This window comes from Pseudomonas brassicacearum (genome assembly GCF_009601685.2).
GTDB lineage: Bacteria > Pseudomonadota > Gammaproteobacteria > Pseudomonadales > Pseudomonadaceae > Aquipseudomonas > Aquipseudomonas kilonensis_B.
Genome location: NZ_CP045701.2, coordinates 5,474,768 through 5,493,923, shown reverse-complemented (window position 1 = coordinate 5,493,923; position 19,156 = coordinate 5,474,768). Strand labels below are relative to the sequence as shown.

At 60.5% G+C, this 19,156-nt stretch carries 20 protein-coding genes; 9 read left to right on the top strand and 11 right to left on the bottom strand.

From position 1 onward, the window contains the following. Nucleotides 1-7: 7 nt before the first annotated feature. The 7 genes from GFU70_RS23745 to GFU70_RS23715 all read right to left on the bottom strand — a co-directional run bounded on the left by GFU70_RS23745 (nucleotide 8) and on the right by GFU70_RS23715 (nucleotide 4,756). Nucleotides 8-1,258 (bottom strand): aspartate aminotransferase family protein, encoded by a 1,251-nt coding sequence (locus tag GFU70_RS23745; protein ID WP_058543572.1) that lies wholly within the window; start codon nucleotides 1,256-1,258, stop codon nucleotides 8-10. 305 nt (nucleotides 1,259-1,563) lie between these two features. Beyond that, entirely contained in the window at nucleotides 1,564-1,902 is a 339-nt protein-coding gene (locus GFU70_RS23740) for a HopJ type III effector protein (protein WP_058543573.1), read from the bottom strand. After that, nucleotides 1,895-2,191: a DUF1244 domain-containing protein gene (locus tag GFU70_RS23735; protein ID WP_003205454.1), complete on the bottom strand. Its 297-nt coding sequence runs from the start codon at nucleotides 2,189-2,191 to the stop codon at nucleotides 1,895-1,897. Before GFU70_RS23735 ends, GFU70_RS23740 begins: the two co-directional genes overlap by 8 nt. Before the next feature lie 97 nt (nucleotides 2,192-2,288). Next, entirely contained in the window at nucleotides 2,289-2,669 is a 381-nt protein-coding gene (folX, locus tag GFU70_RS23730) for a dihydroneopterin triphosphate 2'-epimerase (protein WP_014340149.1), read from the bottom strand. Further along, nucleotides 2,670-3,230: a GTP cyclohydrolase I FolE gene (gene folE / locus GFU70_RS23725; protein WP_003205453.1), complete on the bottom strand. Its 561-nt coding sequence runs from the start codon at nucleotides 3,228-3,230 to the stop codon at nucleotides 2,670-2,672. It abuts the gene before it with no gap. Nucleotides 3,231-3,250: 20 nt separating this feature from the next. Continuing rightward, nucleotides 3,251-3,961, bottom strand: a complete 711-nt coding sequence (gene folM, locus GFU70_RS23720; RefSeq protein WP_058543574.1) for a dihydromonapterin reductase — start codon at nucleotides 3,959-3,961, stop codon at nucleotides 3,251-3,253. 234 nt (nucleotides 3,962-4,195) lie between these two features. Beyond that, nucleotides 4,196-4,756 (bottom strand): antibiotic biosynthesis monooxygenase, encoded by a 561-nt coding sequence (locus tag GFU70_RS23715; protein WP_058543575.1) that lies wholly within the window; start codon nucleotides 4,754-4,756, stop codon nucleotides 4,196-4,198. 222 nt (nucleotides 4,757-4,978) lie between these two features. On the opposite strand from GFU70_RS23715, the gene GFU70_RS23710 reads away from it, so the two are divergent. After that, on the top strand, nucleotides 4,979-5,938 hold the full coding sequence (locus GFU70_RS23710) for a MerR family transcriptional regulator (RefSeq protein WP_058543576.1): 960 nt from the start codon (nucleotides 4,979-4,981) through the stop codon (nucleotides 5,936-5,938). On the opposite strand, the gene GFU70_RS23705 is transcribed toward GFU70_RS23710, so the two are convergent. Further along, nucleotides 5,935-6,540, bottom strand: coding sequence for a hypothetical protein (locus GFU70_RS23705; RefSeq protein ID WP_058543577.1), 606 nt, complete (start codon nucleotides 6,538-6,540; stop codon nucleotides 5,935-5,937). The two genes, GFU70_RS23710 and GFU70_RS23705, sit on opposite strands and share 4 nt — an antisense overlap. Nucleotides 6,541-6,594: 54 nt before the next feature. Further along, on the bottom strand, nucleotides 6,595-7,068 hold the full coding sequence (locus tag GFU70_RS23700; protein ID WP_058543578.1) for a PAS domain-containing protein: 474 nt from the start codon (nucleotides 7,066-7,068) through the stop codon (nucleotides 6,595-6,597). A gap of 153 nt (nucleotides 7,069-7,221) precedes the next feature. Between GFU70_RS23700 and GFU70_RS23695 the strand changes: the two genes are divergently transcribed. From GFU70_RS23695 to GFU70_RS23680, 4 genes are all read left to right on the top strand, one after another. Then, nucleotides 7,222-7,677, top strand: coding sequence for a flavodoxin (locus tag GFU70_RS23695; protein WP_058543579.1), 456 nt, complete (start codon nucleotides 7,222-7,224; stop codon nucleotides 7,675-7,677). 136 nt (nucleotides 7,678-7,813) lie between these two features. Then, complete coding sequence (locus GFU70_RS23690; protein ID WP_058543580.1) at nucleotides 7,814-8,596, top strand: class II aldolase/adducin family protein; 783 nt, start codon at nucleotides 7,814-7,816, stop codon at nucleotides 8,594-8,596. Further along, on the top strand, nucleotides 8,596-9,498 hold the full coding sequence (locus GFU70_RS23685; RefSeq protein ID WP_058543581.1) for an alpha/beta fold hydrolase: 903 nt from the start codon (nucleotides 8,596-8,598) through the stop codon (nucleotides 9,496-9,498). Before GFU70_RS23690 ends, GFU70_RS23685 begins: the two co-directional genes overlap by 1 nt. A 246-nt stretch (nucleotides 9,499-9,744) precedes the next feature. Next, the gene (locus GFU70_RS23680) at nucleotides 9,745-10,656 is read left to right on the top strand and encodes an SDR family oxidoreductase (RefSeq protein ID WP_058543582.1); all 912 of its coding nucleotides are present in this window, start codon (nucleotides 9,745-9,747) and stop codon (nucleotides 10,654-10,656) included. Nucleotides 10,657-10,659: 3 nt separating this feature from the next. Here the strand turns inward: GFU70_RS23680 and GFU70_RS23675 are convergent, their stop codons facing one another. Next, nucleotides 10,660-10,863, bottom strand: a complete 204-nt coding sequence (locus GFU70_RS23675) for a hypothetical protein (protein ID WP_116641354.1) — start codon at nucleotides 10,861-10,863, stop codon at nucleotides 10,660-10,662. A 511-nt stretch (nucleotides 10,864-11,374) separates the two neighbouring features. Between GFU70_RS23675 and GFU70_RS23670 the strand changes: the two genes are divergently transcribed. The 4 genes from GFU70_RS23670 (at nucleotide 11,375) to GFU70_RS23655 (ending at nucleotide 18,256) form a co-directional block, all read left to right on the top strand. Then, nucleotides 11,375-13,168: a DUF1302 domain-containing protein gene (locus GFU70_RS23670; protein ID WP_153388890.1), complete on the top strand. Its 1,794-nt coding sequence runs from the start codon at nucleotides 11,375-11,377 to the stop codon at nucleotides 13,166-13,168. Nucleotides 13,169-13,190: 22 nt separating this feature from the next. Then, complete coding sequence (locus GFU70_RS23665) at nucleotides 13,191-14,558, top strand: DUF1329 domain-containing protein (RefSeq protein ID WP_058543585.1); 1,368 nt, start codon at nucleotides 13,191-13,193, stop codon at nucleotides 14,556-14,558. Between the two features lie 315 nt (nucleotides 14,559-14,873). Continuing rightward, nucleotides 14,874-17,426 (top strand): helix-turn-helix transcriptional regulator, encoded by a 2,553-nt coding sequence (locus tag GFU70_RS23660; protein ID WP_153388889.1) that lies wholly within the window; start codon nucleotides 14,874-14,876, stop codon nucleotides 17,424-17,426. Between the two features lie 128 nt (nucleotides 17,427-17,554). Next, entirely contained in the window at nucleotides 17,555-18,256 is a 702-nt protein-coding gene (locus GFU70_RS23655; RefSeq protein ID WP_153388888.1) for a hypothetical protein, read from the top strand. On the opposite strand, the gene GFU70_RS23650 is transcribed toward GFU70_RS23655, so the two are convergent. Further along, a complete protein-coding gene (locus tag GFU70_RS23650) occupies nucleotides 18,221-19,042 on the bottom strand; it encodes an IclR family transcriptional regulator (protein WP_058543588.1) in 822 nt (273 codons plus the stop codon). The two genes, GFU70_RS23655 and GFU70_RS23650, sit on opposite strands and share 36 nt — an antisense overlap. Nucleotides 19,043-19,156: the final 114 nt, after the last annotated feature.

Genomic DNA, 19,156 nt, shown 5'->3' with positions numbered 1-19,156 from the left:
GCGCATTTCAGGACAGTCGCGCCAGGCACGCCTCCAGAATATCCAACCCTTCCTCCAGCACTGCCGGCTCGGTCGTCAACGGCGCCAGCAGCCGAATGATGTGCCGCGATTTTCCGCTGGGCATCAGCAGCAAGCCCGATTCCCGCGCCAGGGCCAGCAGTTGCGTCAGTTGTGCCGAGGCCGGGGTGCCGTCGGCGTGGGTCAGCTCGATGCCGCGCATCGCGCCGATGCCGGTCAAGCGACCGAGATAAGGCGTCAGCCCACGACTGCGCCAGGATTGGTAGCGGCTGACGATCGCCTCCTCCTGTTGCGAGCCCCAGGCGTGCAGGTTGGCGTCGGTCATTTCATCCAGGGTCGCCAGGGCGGCGGCGCAGGCGATGGGGTTACCCGAATAAGTGCCGCCCAGACCGCCCTTGGGCAGGTTGTCCAGCAGCGCCTTGCGTCCCACCACTGCGCCCAAGGGCACGCCGCCGGCAATGCTTTTGCCGAGCAGGATCAGGTCCGGTTCGATGCCTAGCCGTGAAAATGCAAAGCGCTGGCCGGTGCGGCCGAAGCCGGACTGGATCTCATCGATGATCAGCACGATGCCTTTGTCGTCGCAGAACTGCCGCAGGGTCTGGGCGAAGGGCACGTCCATCGCCAGGAAACCGGCCTCGCCCTGCACCGGCTCGACAATGAAACAGGCCACGTCATTCACGTCGATCTCGACACTGAACAACCGCTCCATGGCCTTCAAGGCTTCTTCGCCGGTGACGCCGTTGTCCTTACTGGGGTACGGCAGGTGATACACCGGCCCGGGCAGGACGCCGACTTTCTGTTTGTAAGGCGCGACCTTGCCGTTGAGGTTGAGGGTCGCCAGGGTGCGGCCGTGAAAGGCGCCATCAAACGCAATCACGGCGGTACGGCCCGTGGCGCCGCGTACGATCTTCAAGGCGTTCTCCGCCGCCTCGGCGCCGCTGTTGGTGAGCATACCGCTGACGGGGTAGTCCAGCGGGATAAACGCCGCCAGGCGTTCCATCAATTCAATGTAGGGCGCGTGGGGGGCGGCATTGAATGCGTAGTGCGTCAGCCGGCTGGCCTGTTCACGGATCGCCTCGACGATGCGCGGATGGCAATGGCCGAGGTTCAACACACCGATGCCGCCGACAAAATCGATGTAGCGTTTACCGTCGGTGTCCCAGACCTCGGCATTCTTGCCGTGGCTGAGGCTGACGGGATGCACGATGGAGATCGATTGGCTGATGGTTTCGCTGCTCATGGATGACGGCTCGGACGAAGGAGAAATTTGCGTTATCTAAGCCGCGAGCAGAGGGGGCCGGCAAACGAAATAAAGTTGCCGGGTCAATCTTAAAAGTCGGGATGTGGTGAGGTGCCGCTTACTTGGGGCGTGCAACCCGTGGCGAGGGAGCTTGTGGGGGCTGGGCTTGTAGGAGCTGTCGAGCGAAGCGAGGCTGCGATCTTTGCCCGTACACACTTGAGTCTCAAGTGAAAGATCAAGAGATCGCAGGCTTCGCCAGCTCCTACAGAGTCCTGCGGGAGCCCTCGCCACAAAAAGCAGGTCGATCAGCGCCGTTGCAGTGGCTGTGCCTGGAACGTCACACCGGCCAGCCCATGGGCCATCAGCGCGCGGATATTGCTGTGATCGCTGCCTTCGGGCGTGCCCAGCACCGAACGGTAATGTTCGCCGAAGGCCAGGAGCGCTTCTTCATCGCTCAAGCCTTCGAGCAGCGCCAGGCCCAGGGTCTTGCACGAGCCTTCGTTCTGCCCGGCGGCATTTTGCACGCCACCGTTGGTGAAGGCCTGGGGGTGGTAGTCATAGCCGGCGGTGATGAAGGCCAGGGTGGCGGCAAAGAGGTGTTCGCCGCTCTTGAGACTGGCGCGCAGGTTGTTCAGGTCAGGCATCGGGTTTTCCTTTGGCAAACGCCGCTTGCTGTTCGGCGCTGGCTTCTTTCTGGTATTGGGCTTTCCACTCGGCGTACGGCATGCCGTAGACCACTTCGCGGGCGTCGTCGAGGCTGACCTCGACCTGGCGTTCATCGGCGGCGGCCTTGTACCACTTGGACAGGCAGTTGCGGCAGAAGCCGGCAAGGTTCATCAGGTCGATGTTCTGCACATCCTTGCGGCTGTCCAGATGGGCAACCAGCCGACGGAAAGCGGCGGCTTCGAGCTCGAGGCGTTGTTGGTCGTTCATGGTGTTCCCTGACGGGCAGCTACAAGCGGCGAGCTTCAAGCTGCAAATTGGATGGTGTCGATCAGGCTTGAAGTTTACCGCTTGCAGCGTGTAGCGGCTACGAAGCCGCCCGGCTTGCCGCAAGGGTAATCGACACCGATTCGGCAAATCGCAAGGCGTGGGGCTTGTCGACTTCGACTTCGGCGTACAGCACCGACTCGTTGGCCATGACCAGGTCGAGCAATTCCTGGGTCAAGCGTTCGAGCAGGGCGAAGCGGTTACCTTCCACATGGGCGATGATCGCCTTGGTGATGGTGCGATAGTTCAGCGCGTGATCGATGTCGTTGTCGCGCACCGCCTCCTGGGCGGCGTAGAGGATGGTCAGGTTGATCAACACATCCTGCTTGTTGAGGATTTCATCTTCGTTGATGCCGATGAAAGTGCGCAGGCGCAGGTCCTTGACCTTGATGCGTGCCATGGCTGGCTGAAGTTGTGGCATTTAATTGCTCCGTCGAATCAATTGCAGGAACTCCTGGCGCGTGGTGCTGGAATCGCGAAAGGCGCCGAGCATCACCGAGGTGTTCATGGTCGAGTTCTGTTTTTCGACACCGCGCATCATCATGCACATGTGCTGGGCCTCGATCACCACCGCCACGCCGGCGGCCTGGGTGACCTGCTGCACCGCGTCGGCGATTTGCCGGGTCAGGTTCTCCTGGATTTGCAGGCGGCGGGCGAACATGTCCACCAACCGGGCGATCTTCGACAGCCCCAGGACCTTGCCCGTAGGAATATAAGCCACATGGGCCTTGCCGATGAAGGGCAACAGGTGATGTTCGCAGAGTGAGTAAAGTTCGATGTCGGCGACGATCACCATTTCATCGCTGTCAGAGGCGAACAGCGCGCCATTGACGATCTGCTCGACGCTTTGTTCATAACCATGGCAGAGGTACTGCATGGCCTTGGCGGCACGGACCGGGGTATCGAGCAAACCCTCGCGCTCGGGGTTTTCCCCCAGGCCGATCAGGATCTCGCGGTAGTTCTGGGGCAGGGATAGCGTCATGGTGCATCCTCGAAACAAGGCTATTTGACGTGCCGCCCGCCGTTGACGGTCAGGGTCGTGCCGGTGACATAAGGGTTGTCCAGCAGATAACGCAGGCTCTGGTAGATCACTTCGCTGCCAGGTTCTATACCCAGCGCGGACTTGGCCAGGGCCTTGGCGCGATAAGCCGCGTCGTCTTCGGGGTTGAACAGTAGCAGGGCCGGGGCGATGCCGTTGACCTTGATCGCCGGGGCGAACTTCGCCGCGAACGACAGGGTCAGGCTATCCAGGCCGGCCTTGGTGGCGCAATAAGCGATATGCCGGGCGCTGCCCTTGCGGGTGACGTCATCGCTGATGTGCACGATATCCGCCGGGGTCGAGCGCTGCAGCAACTCGGCGCAGTGCAGGTTGATCAGGTAAGGCGCAAGCATGTGCACGCCGAACATGGCGTTGAAGGCCGCCGCTTCGCTGCCTGGGTCTTCGGCCAGCCAGGCCGAGGCGTTGTGTACGATGGCCCGCAGCCGGTCGGTGTGCTGCTTGAGTTGTTCGATAAAGGCCAGGATACCCGCTTCGCTGGAGAAGTCGGCAAACAACATGACCGCGCCCAGGTCCCGCAGCGTCTGCACGCCGGGGCGTTCGGTGCGATAGGTTGCGATCACCGGTTGCCCGTCTTCCAGCAATCGCCGGGCGCAATGCAGGCCGACGCGCTGGGCTGCGCCAGTGATCAGGATCGGAGCGATGGCGCTGGACATAGGATGGCTCGGTTCACGGCAAGAGCAAAACTATAACAGCGACGCGGGGCGCCTCCTATGTACAAAGGTGAATCCAGAGTTCCCCTGTGGGAGCGAGCTTGCTCGCGATAGCGGACTGACGGGCAACATCTGGTGTGGATATACCGGCCTCATCGCGAGCAGCTCGCTCCCACAGGTTTTTTGTCGCCCATGAAGCCGAGGCTCCCACAGCGATCAATGCGCAGGCTGGCGACATCAATGATTCTGCGTAGCCGGTAACGCCCGCGGCGGCGCACCATTGAGCCAGTTCGCCAGCAGATGGGTCGACAATGGGATGAACAGGTAGACCATCAGTGGTGTCAGGATCAGCGTGCTGATGAGCACGCGGCTCAATAGGCCCAGTTCGCCCAGCAGCGGCCCCAACAGGAAATTGAACAACAGCGACACGGGAAAGAACGCGAGCCAGATGGCCACGGCCTGTTTCCAACGTGGCGGACGTTGGCCGACCGCGCCGAACCAGCCATCGATGCCCCGCACCCGGTGTTCGGAGGGATGGGCAAACAGCTCGCTGCCCCGTCCCAGCCAGGCCGTGCGGGAGGCAGAGTATTCCCAGGCATGCAGCGTCTGCTCGTCGGCAAAACGGAAGATGATCTGGAATTCATCGTCCTGGGGCGGTGGCGCGAGAACGCCGGAACCCAAGTAGCCGGGAAAGTCGGTTGCCAGTTGTTCGCCTTCGCGCAGCCAGGCGATCAGATCCTGATAGCGTCCATTGGCGACACGGCGGGCAACCATCAAGGTGACGGGTGAGGTAGACATTATGTATCTCCGTAAGACAGGCACGGCACTCCGGGTAGGAGGTTCGCGGGGAGACGCCCCGGGGTGGTGGGTAGCGTCTGGTCGCCAAAAAAGCAGGCAAGGATTATTCCCGATTGCACATCAATCAACAAAACCGCGCATCGAATACGTTTGTCCTTGTCATGACATGTCTTGGGGGGAGTAAACTGGGATCCAATTTGCCAGCCGGAATTGTCTGCCAAAATGAGTGCAATCACAGAAGATGGCTTTGTTTTCCAGGCATCAAGTGCCTTGAAACGGGAAGACCTGTTTCCCATTCGGGAGGTCGCGCGCATGACCGGCGTGAACCCCGTGACCCTGCGCGCCTGGGAGCGGCGCTATGGTTTGATCCAGCCCACCCGCACCGAAAGTGGGCACCGCCTGTATTCGTTGGGCGATATCGAAAAGGTGCGCAGCATCCTGGCATGGATAGAACGCGGGGTGGCCGTCAGCAAGGTGGGAAAGATCCTGGCCAAGACCGAGTCGGTGCAACCGGTCTCCACGCTGATCTCATCCGATCTGATCAGGGCCGATCATGCCCGCTGGCAACAACAGGTGGCGGACGCGGTCAGCAACTTTGACGATGTGGAGCTGGATCGCGTCTATGGGCAGGTCTTTTCCACCTACACCGTGCCGATCGTCTTCCAGGACATCCTGATGCCGCTTTGGCGACAACTGCTGCATCGCCAACCGGAATTCGGGCAGATCAGTGAATGGGTGTTTTTCGACGGTTTCCTGCGTTCGCGCATTATCCAACGGCTTTTGCTCAAGCGCGAAGGTGCATCCCCGCGTGTGCTGGTCTGCGCGATTGCCGATCATTGCCATGAGCTGGAGTTGCTGGTTACGGCGCTGTTCCTGTCCAAGGCGGAGGTGGGCGTCAGGCTGTTGTCCATCGGTCTGCCGTTCGAGGAACTGACCCTGGTGTGCCAGAAGGTCCAGCCTGTGGCATTGGTGCTGGTTTCCAATCATGCGCCAGCTCCAGACCTGCCCAAGCGCCTGGGCAAGTTGGCGATGAGCCTGGACTGTCCGTTGATGCTCGCTGGTGATGCATCCGACTTGGCGCAGGAAAGCCTGACGGGGTCGTCAATCGGTTGCCTGGGCAATGAGGGGACAGTGATGCGCCAGCGCCTGCGTCAATTTCTGGCAGGCAACCTGGATACTTAGAGATGCATGGTCGGATGGGTCAGGCGGTGTTGCTGCAGGATGTACTGGCGCAGACGCTCCGTCTCGTCCTGGTCATTCTGGCTCAGGTGGTAGGCAAACAGACCGCGATCGGTTTCCCGTTCAAAGGTGCCTCGCAACGAAATTCTCTCGTAGCCTGATGGGCTGAACCACAAGGCAAACTGCTTCGGCGGCTTGGCGCGACTGTGGTTTTGCAGCAAGACGCCCTTGCAGGAGACTTCGTGGACCCACAACGGTCCCGGCTGCCCCTTGATATTTTCCAGCGCCACCGGCTCTTCGAGCGTCAGGCGCCACGGGCGTATCTTCGGTCCGTCCTCGTAGATGCTCGGCACACCCAGGCGCAGGTGCATCGCATGGAATTCGTCTTCCACCAGATGCAGCGGAAAGGTCATTTGCTGGTTTTCGAAATTGGCTTGCAGCGTAACCTGCTCATTTGCCGCCAGACGTGTCAGCAAGTCACGAATCTGCGACCCACCGTTAACCAGCAAGCTCGACGTGACATCCCGCTCGTTCAACTGCGGGTTGTGTTGCATGGTCCGGATGAAATCAAGTTCATCCTGCGTCAGGAGGGCATCGCGCTGCATGATCTGCTCGAAATGATTATTTACGTGTTCACTGGTGATTGTAGTGACTGACCGTTAATTCGTGGTTTTGTTTGAACCGTTCGTCGCTTCAAGCCGGGCAATGGTCTCCCGCGCTTCGGCCAGTTCCTTTTCCAGCTGGGCGACACGCTGTTGGGCCTTGACCTGGATCGTGACGTCTTTTTGCACTCCCACGAAATAGGTATGCCCGTCAGCCTGGTTTTTGACCGTGGACAGTGACAACTCATTCCAGAACGGCGTGCCGTCCTTGCGGTAGTTGCGCAGCACCTCGCGACAGGCGCCACCCTCTTTCAAGGCTTTGCGAATGGGCTCCAGCGAGGGCTGGTCCCGATCACCCGATTGCAGGAACCGGCAATCCTGGTAAAGGATCTCGTCGCGGTGATAACCGGTCAATCGTTCGAAGGCCGGGTTCACGTAGATCAGGATATTGTCTTCGCCTTCTTTTTCGGCGATGACAATCCCGTCGTTCGAAGCGTTGATGACCAGTTGCATCAGTTGAGCGTTGATCATGGGGATAATCCTTTGAACGTCCTTGTAGGAGCAGCATTCTAAAAGAAATCGATAGGCTGTCCACTGGCCATTAGGGCCGTTGAGAGCCATTCGCAGCCTGACAGGTGCAACTGTTACTATCCCGGCTCTTTTTTCAGGTTCAGGATCAGATTGATGAAAGTCGCCATTCTTTCCGGCTCGGTGTATGGCACCGCCGAAGAAGTCGCCCGGCACGCCGCCAAACTGCTTCGCGAAGCAGGCTTTGAAACCTGGCACAACCCTCGTGCGACCCTGGCGGATGTGCAGGAATTCGCGCCAGAGGCCGTACTGGCAGTGACTTCTACCACCGGCATGGGCGAGTTGCCGGACAATTTGATGCCGTTGTATTCAATTATCCGCGATCAGTTGCCCGGGTTCTTTCGCGGTTTGCCTGGCGCGGTGATCGGCCTGGGTGACGCCAGCTATGGGGATACCTTCTGCGCCGGCGGCGAGCAGATGCGCGAGCTGTTCGTCGAATTGGGTGTACGTGAGGTGCTGCCGATGCTGCGTCTGGATGCCAGCGAAAGCGTCACGCCGGAAACCGACGCCGAGCCGTGGCTCGCTGAGTTGGTCGATACGTTGCGACCTTGACGCGGATGCGCTGACTCGTTCGGCCAGTAAGCTGGCTGCCAATGCAACTACCGCCTCTGGAAGAGCTGACTAGACTGATTTTCTTGCGTATGACGTTTCGATCGAGACATATAACAAGAAACCAGAGGTCAGAGCCGTGAGCGTAGCACCCATCCAAACGACACTCAGCATCAAGGATCAGGTCAGTGCGGCCGAATGGCAGACCCGGGTGGACCTTGCCGCCTGTTATCGGCTTGTCGCGTTGCATGGTTGGGATGACCTGATCTTCACCCATATTTCGGCGAAGGTTCCCGGTACCGAGGATTTCCTGATCAACCCGTTCGGGATGATGTTCCATGAAATCACCGCCTCGAGCCTGGTCAAGGTCGATCAGGCCGGCAACAAGTTGATGGACAGCCCCTACGAGATCAACCCGGCCGGCTACACCATCCACAGCGCGGTGCATGAGGTGCGCCATGATGTGGCCTGTGTGCTGCACACCCATACCGCCGCTGGCGTGGCGGTATCGGCCCAGAAGCAGGGGGTGCTGCCGATCAGTCAGCAATCGCTGTTCGTGCTGTCGAGCCTGGCCTATCACGCCTACGAAGGGGTGGCCTTGAATCACGAAGAAAAGGCTCGCCTGCAGGCGGACCTGGGCGAGAGCAACTTCCTGATGCTGCACAACCATGGCCTGCTGACCTGCGGCGGGACCATCGCCGATACCTTCCTGATGATGTTCACCTTTCAACGTGCCTGTGACATCCAGGTCATGGCGCAGAGCGGCGGGGCCGAACTGATTGCCATCGAGCCGCAGATCCTGGCCGGCGCCCGGGCGATGATCGCCGGGGTGACCAAAAGCGCCCAAGGCATGGGCGGCGCGTTGGCCTGGCCGGCGTTGCTGCGCAAGCTCGATCAGCAAGACGCCGGGTATAGAAGTTGATGGCCCTGGCCCAGATTCCCCTGCGTATCTGGCGCCAGCGCAGCCAGATATTCATGTTCCGTGGCCATGCCATCCGTTACTGGGTGGCCGGGCAGGGCGAGCCGCTGCTGCTGATCCACGGTTTTCCTACCGCCAGTTGGGATTGGCATTACCTTTGGCAACCGTTGGCGCAACGCTACCGGGTGATCGCCTGTGACATGCTCGGTTTCGGCGACTCCGCCAAACCGACGGATCACGTCTACAGCCTGTTGGAGCAGGCCGATCTGCAACAGGCCTTGCTGGCGCACCTGAATGTGAGGGGGGCGCTGCATGTGCTGGCCCACGATTACGGTGACAGCGTGGCCCAGGAGCTGCTGGCACGGCATTACGAAGCACGCATCCACCTGGCCAGTTGCGTCTTTCTCAATGGCGGCCTGTTCCCGGAAACCCATCATCCGGTCTGGGCCCAGAAACTCTTGCTCAGCCCCCTGGGGTGGCTGCTGGGGCGGGCGTTCTCCCGGGAAAGTCTGGTCAGCAGTTTCCGGCAGATTTTCGGCCCCGGCACCGGCCCCACTGAAAGCGAGCTGGATGATTTCTGGAGCCTGGTAGAAGCCAATCGTGGCCCGCGGATCATGCACAAGCTCATCGCCTATATTCCCGAACGTCGTGTGCAGCGTGATCGCTGGGTACAGGCGATGCAGCGCGGCGACGTGCCGTTGCGGGTGATCGACGGCGCAGTCGACCCGATTTCCGGTAAACACATGGTGGCGCGCTACGAAGCCCTGATTCCAAACCCAGACACGGTGTTGTTGCCCGACATCGGTCACTACCCGCATACCGAGGCGCCGGTGCAGGTGCTCGAGCATTACCTGGCGTTTCGCGAAGCCATCGCCGCGCCGCGCCGACAAATGGCTTGTTCATGACGACTTGGCACGGCAGCAATCTGTGGGAGCGGGTGTTTACGAGATTGCATTCCACTGCAAATCCCTTGTGGGAGCGAGCTTGCTCGCGATAGCGGTGCCGGAAATCGAATGCGCCGCCGTGGCCTGGGCCTGCATCATCCCCTCACCTTATCGGCCACCATTCACTTGCAACCGTGTTGATTGTGACCGGCCGACTTGTGCCGGACACTCATGCCCATTGTCCTATCCGCCTGCTGGAGTTCTGCCATGAGTGAGTCTGTGCGCTTCGAAGATAAAGTCGTGATCGTCACCGGAGCCGGCGGTGGCCTGGGGCGCGCCCATGCGCTGCTGTTCGCCAGACAAGGGGCGAAAGTGCTGGTCAACGACCTGGGTGGCTCGGCTCAAGGGGAAGGGGCCAACGCCTCGGCAGCAGACCGGGTGGTCGCCGAAATCCGTGAGGCGGGCGGCATCGCCGAGGCCAACCACGACTCGGTGACCGATGGCGACAAGCTGGTACAAAACGCGCTCGATGCGTTCGGTCGCGTCGATGTGGTGGTCAACAATGCCGGGATCCTGCGGGACAAGACGTTCCACAAGATGGACGACGCCGATTGGGACCTGGTCTACCGTGTCCACGTCGAGGGCGCCTACAAGGTAACCCGCGCCGCGTGGCCGCACCTGCGTGAGCAGAACTATGGGCGGGTGATCTTCACCGCTTCCACCTCCGGCATCTACGGCAACTTCGGCCAATCCAACTACGGCATGGCCAAGCTCGGCCTTTATGGCCTGACCCGGACCCTGGCCATCGAAGGCCGCAAGAACAACATCCTGGTCAATGCCATCGCCCCCACCGGCGGCACCCGCATGACCGAAGGCCTGATCCCGCCGCAGGTATTCGAACAACTCAAGCCCGAACTCGTCAGCCCGCTGGTGGTGTACCTGGCCAGCGAGACCTGCCAGGAAACCTCCGGCTTGTTCGAAGTGGGCGGCGGCTGGATGGGCAAGGTGCGCTGGGAGCGCAGCCTGGGGGCGGGCTTCGATCCGCGCAAAGGGTTTTCGCCTGAAGACGTCGCCGCCCATTGGCAGCAGATCTGCGACTTTGAAAATGCCGTGCACCCGAACGACAACCTGGAAGCCTTGAAAGAAATGATGGCCAACCTGCAACGCTACGCCATCTAAGCCTCATTGCCCGGGCCGGTTGCCGTCAGCTGCGGCAACCGCGCTCATGGACAATACCTTTCCCAGGGCCGCCCGCTTCGCGGCGGTTTCGATATCCATCACACCGTCATATTTCTGCGGATGGACGTGCTGCTGGAAGACCAGGGCCAGCCTTTCGATCGCCTCGATTTGCCGGTTGATCGGGCAGGGCGCTGAAGCGCCTTTCAAGGCTTCGTTCAGGTTATCTCGATTTCCCCCCCCAACTTTTCATCCCCGCATGTCAGGCGCGTTGGTTTTCCACATAAAAAAGGCCGCTGCAAAAAGCAGCGGCCTAAGCGTGACGTTGCAAAGGAGCTACAAACCAACGTCGGTACACACGGGATGATGGACCGATACGCCAATCCATCCGAAGACGGTGCGCCAGGCATGAGGGATGCCATGAGGCTAGTGCTTGCAGGCCCGTTACCCTGAAAGCCCGGCAAGCATAGGCATCGAGCCTTGCGGGAAACAGCCCGGATCCAGACATGCACCGTTGCAGGGCGCGTAACAGTCGAAGGCCGGGCATGAGTATGCGCGGCGCTGATGACCCATCATCCAGTCCATCCATGCGCCGCGCAAAGGCCCGCCTCGCATGGGCTGTAATCCTTTTTAGGTACAGCGCGAATACCTCCTTGGTGCGCTTATCGCCTATAGCGTGCGGCAGTAGGGTGAAGGCTCTGTCACTCACCGGGGAAGACGCATGACAACAATAACAATGCGCGCCATCTTCAAGCCGCAGGCGCTGGCCGCTGCGGTGGCCTTGGGTTGCTGTGCCCAGGCGCAGGCCGTTTCATTCAACATTGGCGAGATCGAGGGTCAGTTCGATTCGTCGCTGTCCGTGGGCGCAAGCTGGGGCATGCGCGATGCCGACAAGGACTTGATCGGCACGGTCAACGGCGGTCGGGGGCAATCCTCCACCGGTGATGATGGGCGGTTGAATTTCAAGAAGGGCGAGACCTTTTCCAAAATCTTCAAAGGCCTGCACGACCTCGAACTCAAGTACGGCGATACCGGCGTGTTCGTGCGGGGCAAGTACTGGTATGACTTCGAACTCAAGGACGAAAGCCGTCCGTTCAAGGACATCAGCGACAGCAATCGCAAGGAAGGCGCCAAGTCGTCAGGCGCGCAGATTCTCGATGCCTTCGTCTATCACAACTATTCCATCGCCGATTTGCCGGGCACCGTGCGCGCCGGCAAGCAGGTGGTCAGTTGGGGGGAAAGTACTTTCATCGGCAACTCCATCAACAGCATCAACCCGGTGGACGTGTCCGCGTTCCGTCGCCCCGGTGCGGAGATCAAGGAAGGTCTGATCCCGGTGAACATGCTGTTCGCGTCCCAGGGCCTGACCGACAAGCTCACCATCGAAGGTTTCTACCAGTTGGAGTGGGACCAGACGGTGGTGGATAACTGCGGCACGTTCTTCGGTAACGATGTGGTGGCCGATGGTTGCACCAGTGGCTACACCGTAGGCAGCCCGGCGATTGCGCCATTCGTACCCCTGACCCAGGCCTTTGGCCAAGGCATCCAGGTGAATGACGAAGGCGTTGTCATTGCTCGCGGTGGCGACCGCGATGCCCGTGACTCCGGCCAGTGGGGCACCGCGCTGCGCTGGCTCGGCGATGACACCGAATACGGCCTGTACTTCATGAACTACCACAGCCGCACGCCTACCGTCGGGACCACCACGGCGGGGCTCTCGACGCTGGCGGCGTTGCCCGGAATGGTTGCGATTGCCAATGGGCTGGCCCCCGGTAGCGGTGCGGGGCTGGCGCAAAGCGTGATGCTGGGACGCGGGCAGTATTACCTTGAATACCCCGAAGACATTCGCCTGTACGGTGCCAGTTTCGCCACTACGCTGCCCACCGGCACCGCATGGACCGGGGAAATCAGTTATCGCCCCAATGCACCGGTACAGCTCAACACCAACGACCTGACCCTGGCGCTGCTCAACCCGATTGCCGGAGGCGCGGCTTCACCCATCGCGACCTCGGCCGGGGCGGACAATACCGGTTACCGGCGCAAGGAAATCACCCAGGTCCAGAGCACCCTGACGCATTTTGTCGATCAGGTACTGGGCGCCGAACGCCTGACGCTGGTGGGCGAGGCGGCGGTGGTGCACGTCGGCGGGCTGGAGTCCAAGGACAAGCTGCGTTACGGCCGCGATTCTGTCTATGGCCAGTACGGGTTCAATGGCGACACCGATGGCTTCGTTACCTCGACGTCCTGGGGTTATCGCGCCCGGGCGATTCTCGACTACGCCAACGTGATCGGCGGGGTGAACTTCAAGCCCAACGTCTCCTGGTCCCACGACGTGGCCGGCTATGGTCCCAACGGTTTGTTCAACGAAGGTGCCAAGGCTATCAGCGTCGGTGTCGATGCCGACTACCGCAACACCTACACCGCCAGCCTGAGCTACACCGACTTTTTTGGCGGCGATTACAACGTTCTCGAAGACCGCGATTTCCTCGCGTTGAGCTTCGGCGTGAACTTCTGATCTGGCTGACAAGGAAAACCCAATGCGCAAGATGATCCTGCAATGCGGTGCCCTGGCCCTGAGCCTGCTGGCCGCGAACGTGATGGCGGCGGTCTCGCCGGAGGAAGCGAACAAACTGGGTACCAGCCTTACGCCGTTGGGCGCGGAAAAAGCCGGCAATGCCGATGGCTCGATTCCGGCCTGGACCGGCGGCATCCCGAAAAACGCCGGTGCCGTGGACAGCAAGGGCTTTTTGGCCGACCCGTTCGCCAATGAAAAGCCGCTGTTCACCATCACCGCCGCGACCGTGGACCAGTACAAGGACAAGCTGTCCGAAGGCCAGGTCGCGATGTTCAAGCGCTACCCAGAGACCTACAAGATCCCGGTCTACCCGACGCATCGCAGCGTGGGCCTGCCGCCGGAGATCTACGAGGCGGCCAAGCGTAGCGCCCTCAACGTGAACGCCATCAACGACGGCAATGGCCTGGCCAATTTCACCGGCAACCGCTACTACGCCTTCCCGATTCCCAAGAGCGGCGTTGAAGTGTTGTGGAACCACATCACTCGCTATCACGGTGGCAATCTGCGACGTGTCATCACCCAGGCCACACCGCAGACCAATGGCAGCTTCACGCCGATCCGTTTCGAAGAAGAAATCGCCGTGCCGTTCCTGATCAAGGATGCCGACCCGGAAAAGGCCAGCAACGTGCTGACTTATTTCAAGCAGTCGGTCACCGCCCCGGCGCGCCTGGCCGGCAACGTGCTGTTGGTGCATGAAACCCTCGATCAGGTGAAGGAGCCGCGCCTGGCCTGGATCTACAACGCCGGCCAGCGTCGCGTGCGTCGTGCTCCGCAAGTGGCCTACGACGGCCCGGGCACCGCCGCCGATGGGTTGCGCACCTCCGACAACTTCGACCTGTTTTCCGGTGCGCCGGACCGCTACGACTGGAAGTTGATCGGCAAGAAGGAAATGTATATTCCTTACAACAGCTACAAGCTCGATTCGCCAAGCCTCAAGTACGACGATGTGATCAAGGCCGGCCACATCAACCAGGACCTGACTCGTTATGAGTTGCACCGGGTCTGGGAAGTGGTCGGCACGGTCAAGCCGAGCGAGCGGCACATCTATGCCAAGCGCCACATGTACTTCGACGAGGACAGCTGGCAGGCGGCGCTGGTGGATCACTACGACGGTCGCGGCCAACTGTGGCGGGTGGCCGAGGGGCATGCCCAGTTCTACTACGACCATCAGAACCCGGGCTACACCCTCGAGGCGCTCTACGACATCATCGCCGGCCGCTACATCGCGCTGGGCATGAAGAACGAAGAGAGACACAGCTACGAGTACGACTTCGAAGCCAGGGCCGCCGACTACACACCGGCAGCGCTGCGTTCGACCGGGGTTCGATAGAGAGGACCCGCAGCGATGGAACTTGGCCCTGCTGGGATGTAGGAGCTGTGTAGGAACTGTGTAGGAGCTGTCGAGTGCAACGAGGCTGCGATCTTTCCAAAGACACTTGCATCTAAAGCGAAAGATCAAAAGCTCGCAGCCTTCGGCAGCTCCTACGGCCAGCGCAAGCAAGCTCTGGCTTGAGATTTGTTAACGACCGGCAGCGCTCCTGCCGGTCGTTTTTTTATGGGCGCCAATCAGCGCGCTGAATACTTCTCCAAAGCTCGGCGACACAGGACTAGGGTGGTGAAATAACAATAAACAGGATCTTCACACATGACCGCCATGACCCCGTGTCCGGACCGTCCAGGATTGCTGCCCCGCCTGTCCTCGACGCACGTGCCGCGGCGGTCCCTGAGCGAGCCGCTGCTGACTTCCGAAGCGCGGGTAAAACTGCTCTGCGCGCCAGCGGGCAGTGGCAAGAGTGCGCTGTTCGCCGAGTGTTTCCTGCAGGCGCCTGACGGGTGTCGGCTGCATTGGTTGCCACTGGGCGGCGCGGCGTTGAACGCGGTGCAAATGTGCGAGCGCCTGGCCCAGGCCCTCGGGCTGCCGATGCTGGATGAAGCGGGACTGTTGGCCCACCTGGCGCGTTTGCAGGCACCCACCTGGTTGTTTCTGGATGATTACTGCCGGGTGCCGAATCCCGAGCTGGACCAGTTGCTCGATCGTCTGTTGAACAGCAGCAGTCCTGCGTTGCACCTGTGGCTCAATGGCCGCCGCCGTCCCCACTGCAACTGGCCGCGGCTGTTGCTCGACGACGAGTTGCACGAGTTCGATGCGCAGGCGTTGTTCTTCACCCCTGACGATATCCTGCCATTGCTGCGTCATCTGCCCGGCCCCCAGGCTGCCCGCACTGCCCGCGAGGTGATTCAGCGCAGTGGCGGCTGGTGTGCCGGGGTGCGCATCACGCTGCTGGAGCGCTGCGAATGGGCGCGCAGTCATGCAACGCCGGGACGGCCGGGGACCTTGGTCGACTACCTGGAGTACGAGCTGTTCAGCACGCTGACCCAGGATCTGGCGCAGGCCTGGCGCGTGCTGGCGCATCTGCCACGCTTCAATGCCCGGCTGTGCGAGCATCTGTTCGGCGACACCGTAGGCGCGCAATGCCTGCCTTTGTTGCTGGAGCTGGGATGTTTCATCGAGCCATGGGAGCAGACGTCGGACTGGTTGCAGATCTTCCCGGCCCTGGCCCGGCTGGTACGTGAGGAGCCTTGGCCGCAGGGGCGCTCCTGGCATCGGCGGGCCTGCCAGTGGTTCGCCGCCGAGCAGGACTGGCAGATGGCATTCGAGCAAGCCATGTTGGCCGAAGAGTTTGAGAACGCCGTCAGCTTTTTACAGCACCTGAACTTCGAGCACGTATTGCAGCGCAACAACGTGGTGCTGTTGCTGAACCTGCATGACCAGCAAGGTGAAGCGTTGATGCTCGGCACGCCACAGTCAGTCGGGTTGGTGACTGCGGCCCTGCTGTTCGCCGGGCGCTTCGATCAGGCTTCGGCGTGCATCGAGCAATTGGCCAGGTTCGTGCCGCAACCCCAGGCCTGCCAGCAGCGACAGGTGCTGGCGCGCTGGCAGGTCTTGCGGGGGTGGCTGCTGCATCTCTCGGGCGATGGCGAACCGGCACGCGAGCATTTCCTCCAGGCCCAGGCCAGCCTGGAACCAGAAGCCTGGGCCTTACGGCTGCTGTGCCTGTCAGGGCTGACGCAGCAAGCGCTGCTCAAGGGGGAACTGGCTTCTGCCCAGTGGATCAACCGGCAGGCGTTATGCCTGGCGCGGGCCCATGGCTCGCTGGTGTTTGAAGGGCTGCTGGAACTGGATCACGCCCAAGTGCTGGAACAGCGTGGGGCTCCCCATCGGGCCGATCATCTGCTGAGCGCAGTCCTGGCATTGCTTGATAAGCCTGGCCAGGATTTTTCGGCGTTGTCGGGACGTATCGCCCTGCGGCGCGGGCGTCTGGCAATGCGCATGGGGTTTGACGAGTTGGCCGCCGAGCAGTTTCAAACCGGCCTGGAAACCGGTCTGCTTAGCCAGGACAAACAAGTGCTTTATGGCTTTCTCGGTAAAGCGACCCTGGCCGCCAACCAAGGTGATTACGCTGAAGCGTTCATGCAGCTGCGCGATGCCGAGCGGATCATGCAGCAGCGGCACATCCCCGACACGGTGTACCGCGGCGTGTTACTGCAAACCAGCTGTCAATTCTGGTTGCAGCAAGGACGTCCGGAACTGGCCCATGAAGCCTTGACCCGGGTGTTGCGGCATTTTCGCGGGCCGCAGGCCAAGCACGCGCCGCCTGCGACACTGGAGTTGATTCCGCGCCTGGAATATCTGCTGGTGCTGGCCGAGGTCTACCTGCATCGGGAGCGGGACCCGCAGGCCCGCCTGGAGGCCATGATCGCCCAGGCGCAGCAATTGGAAATGCATGGGCTGGAAACCGAATTGCAACTGGCGCTGGTTGAAGTGGTCTGGTTGTCCAGCGATCGTTGCCAGGTTCACGCGCTCCTGCAAGAGGGCCTCAAACGAGTTGCCTGTTATCGGGCTCAGCAAGCCTTGCGTGAGTTGCGTTTGCGCCAACCTGAGCTGTTGCACTGGACGCAGTCAGCTGAGCCCATCGAACCGCGGGCCCCTGGCGCCGAAGATACCTTGCTCAGTCACCGGGAACTTGAAGTGCTGGAGTTGATTGCACAAGGTCATTCAAACCAACAGATTGCCGAACAGCTGTTCATATCGTTGCACACAGTAAAAACCCATGCGCGTCGAATACATAGCAAGTTGGGGGTACAACGGCGTACACAAGCGGTCGCGAAAGCGAAAGTCATGGGGGTGATGAGTTAGTTTGAAAAAAAGGGTGGCCGTCTTTACGCGTTCTTACATTTGTCTTTTTACAGTAATGGGCTTGGCTGATGTATAACTGAGTCGACGGATCGAACAGGAAGTTCGACCATGACATGACAAGGATGTTTATGAACACTCAGTTATTTTCTTCTTACTCTGAAAAACTGCTCGCACTGAAGCGTACTCGCGTGGATTTTGCCGTGCAGGTGTTGTTGGGGCGTTATCTGGAGGCGTCGGGCGTCAACCCGCTCAGCACTTACCTGAATACATTGGCGGCCTTTGCGAATCCTGAAGTGGAATCGTCCGAAACCCTGTTCGATGAGGCGATGGCCTGGGTTGAAAAACAACAGATGCCCCACTATACGCAAGGCGCCAGTAACATTTTCAGCAAGCGTTATTCCTTTGCCGCGCAAGACCGTATCAAGGGATTGAGTTTGATAGCGTTTGAAAAAATCGTAGCGGACATTGTCACCAGCCTGACTGAAAAACCGTCGATGGATTTATCCTGGCGATCCATCATGCCATTGTCCGCCGAGGACGTTCATGGCGCATTGAAAGTGCACTTGCCCGAAGTCGATCTGGATAAAGTCTATATCACTGGCTTTATACACCATGACACGGGTGAGCGAGTGGTGTCGTCTTCTCAGCGGTTGGTCGACTATCTACTGGACCATTTCAGCAATAACGATATTCCCTATCATTGCCAAGGTGATCACCAGGCTATTTATATGGTTGCCTTCAGCGGCGAAGAACGTCATCTCCATCCGCGGCTGGCCCCCGCTCACCTCAACGATTTACTGATCAAGATTGTCCCGGATTTCCTGGGCTGATCCTGGACTCGCTTCATACCCCATCCGCCAACTCACGGCCCGGGTCGCCGCCAACAGGCGTTGCGCCGCCGGGCCATTTTCGTCGGCGTGGAACAGCGAGGTCGGTCCAACGATCGTCATCACCGCTTTCACCTCGCCGACGGCATTGAATACCGGGGCGGACAAGGCATCCACGCCTGGCATCAGCAAGCCATGCACATGGTGCAGGCCGCGACTGCGAATCTGCTCGCACAACGCGGCATAAGCGCGGTCGTCGGCGAGGGCGTGATGCTCGGTGCCTTGCACTTCCTGCTCGCGCAGGCCGATGGTCTCGCGCTCCGGCAGATAAGCGCTGAACACCAGCCCCGTGGACGAACTGAGCAGCGGCAATACCGAACCCAGTTGCGTCACCACGGTCACGGCCCGTACGGCGGGTTCGATACGCACCACGGTCGCGCCATGGTTGCCCCACACCGCCAGGAAGCAGGTTTCGTTCAAGTCGTCGCGCAATTCGGCCAGGGGCAGGGCGGCCACTTGCAGCACGTCCATGCCGTTGAGCGCTGCCAGGCCTACGCGCAGGGCCTCGCGGCCCAGGCCGTAGTGGTTGGTGGCGGCGTTCTGCTCGGCAAACCCGCTGGCGATCAAGGCCTGCAGATACCGATGAACCTTGCTCGCCGGCATTTGCACGTGTTCGGCCAGCCGCGACAGCGACGTGGAGGGCGATAGTTCAGCCAGGGCCTTGAGGATGTCGGTGCCGACTTCGGCCGAGCGGACTTTCTGTTTACCGTTGCTGAGCGGGATTTCCATGGAGGCGCTGGGTCCAGAGGCGAATGGGCGTCTTTATAGCTTGACGGTCGCTGTCGAGCAAATTACGTTATGCGTAATCGAATTACGATAAAAATAACCCGGTGCGCCTCAACC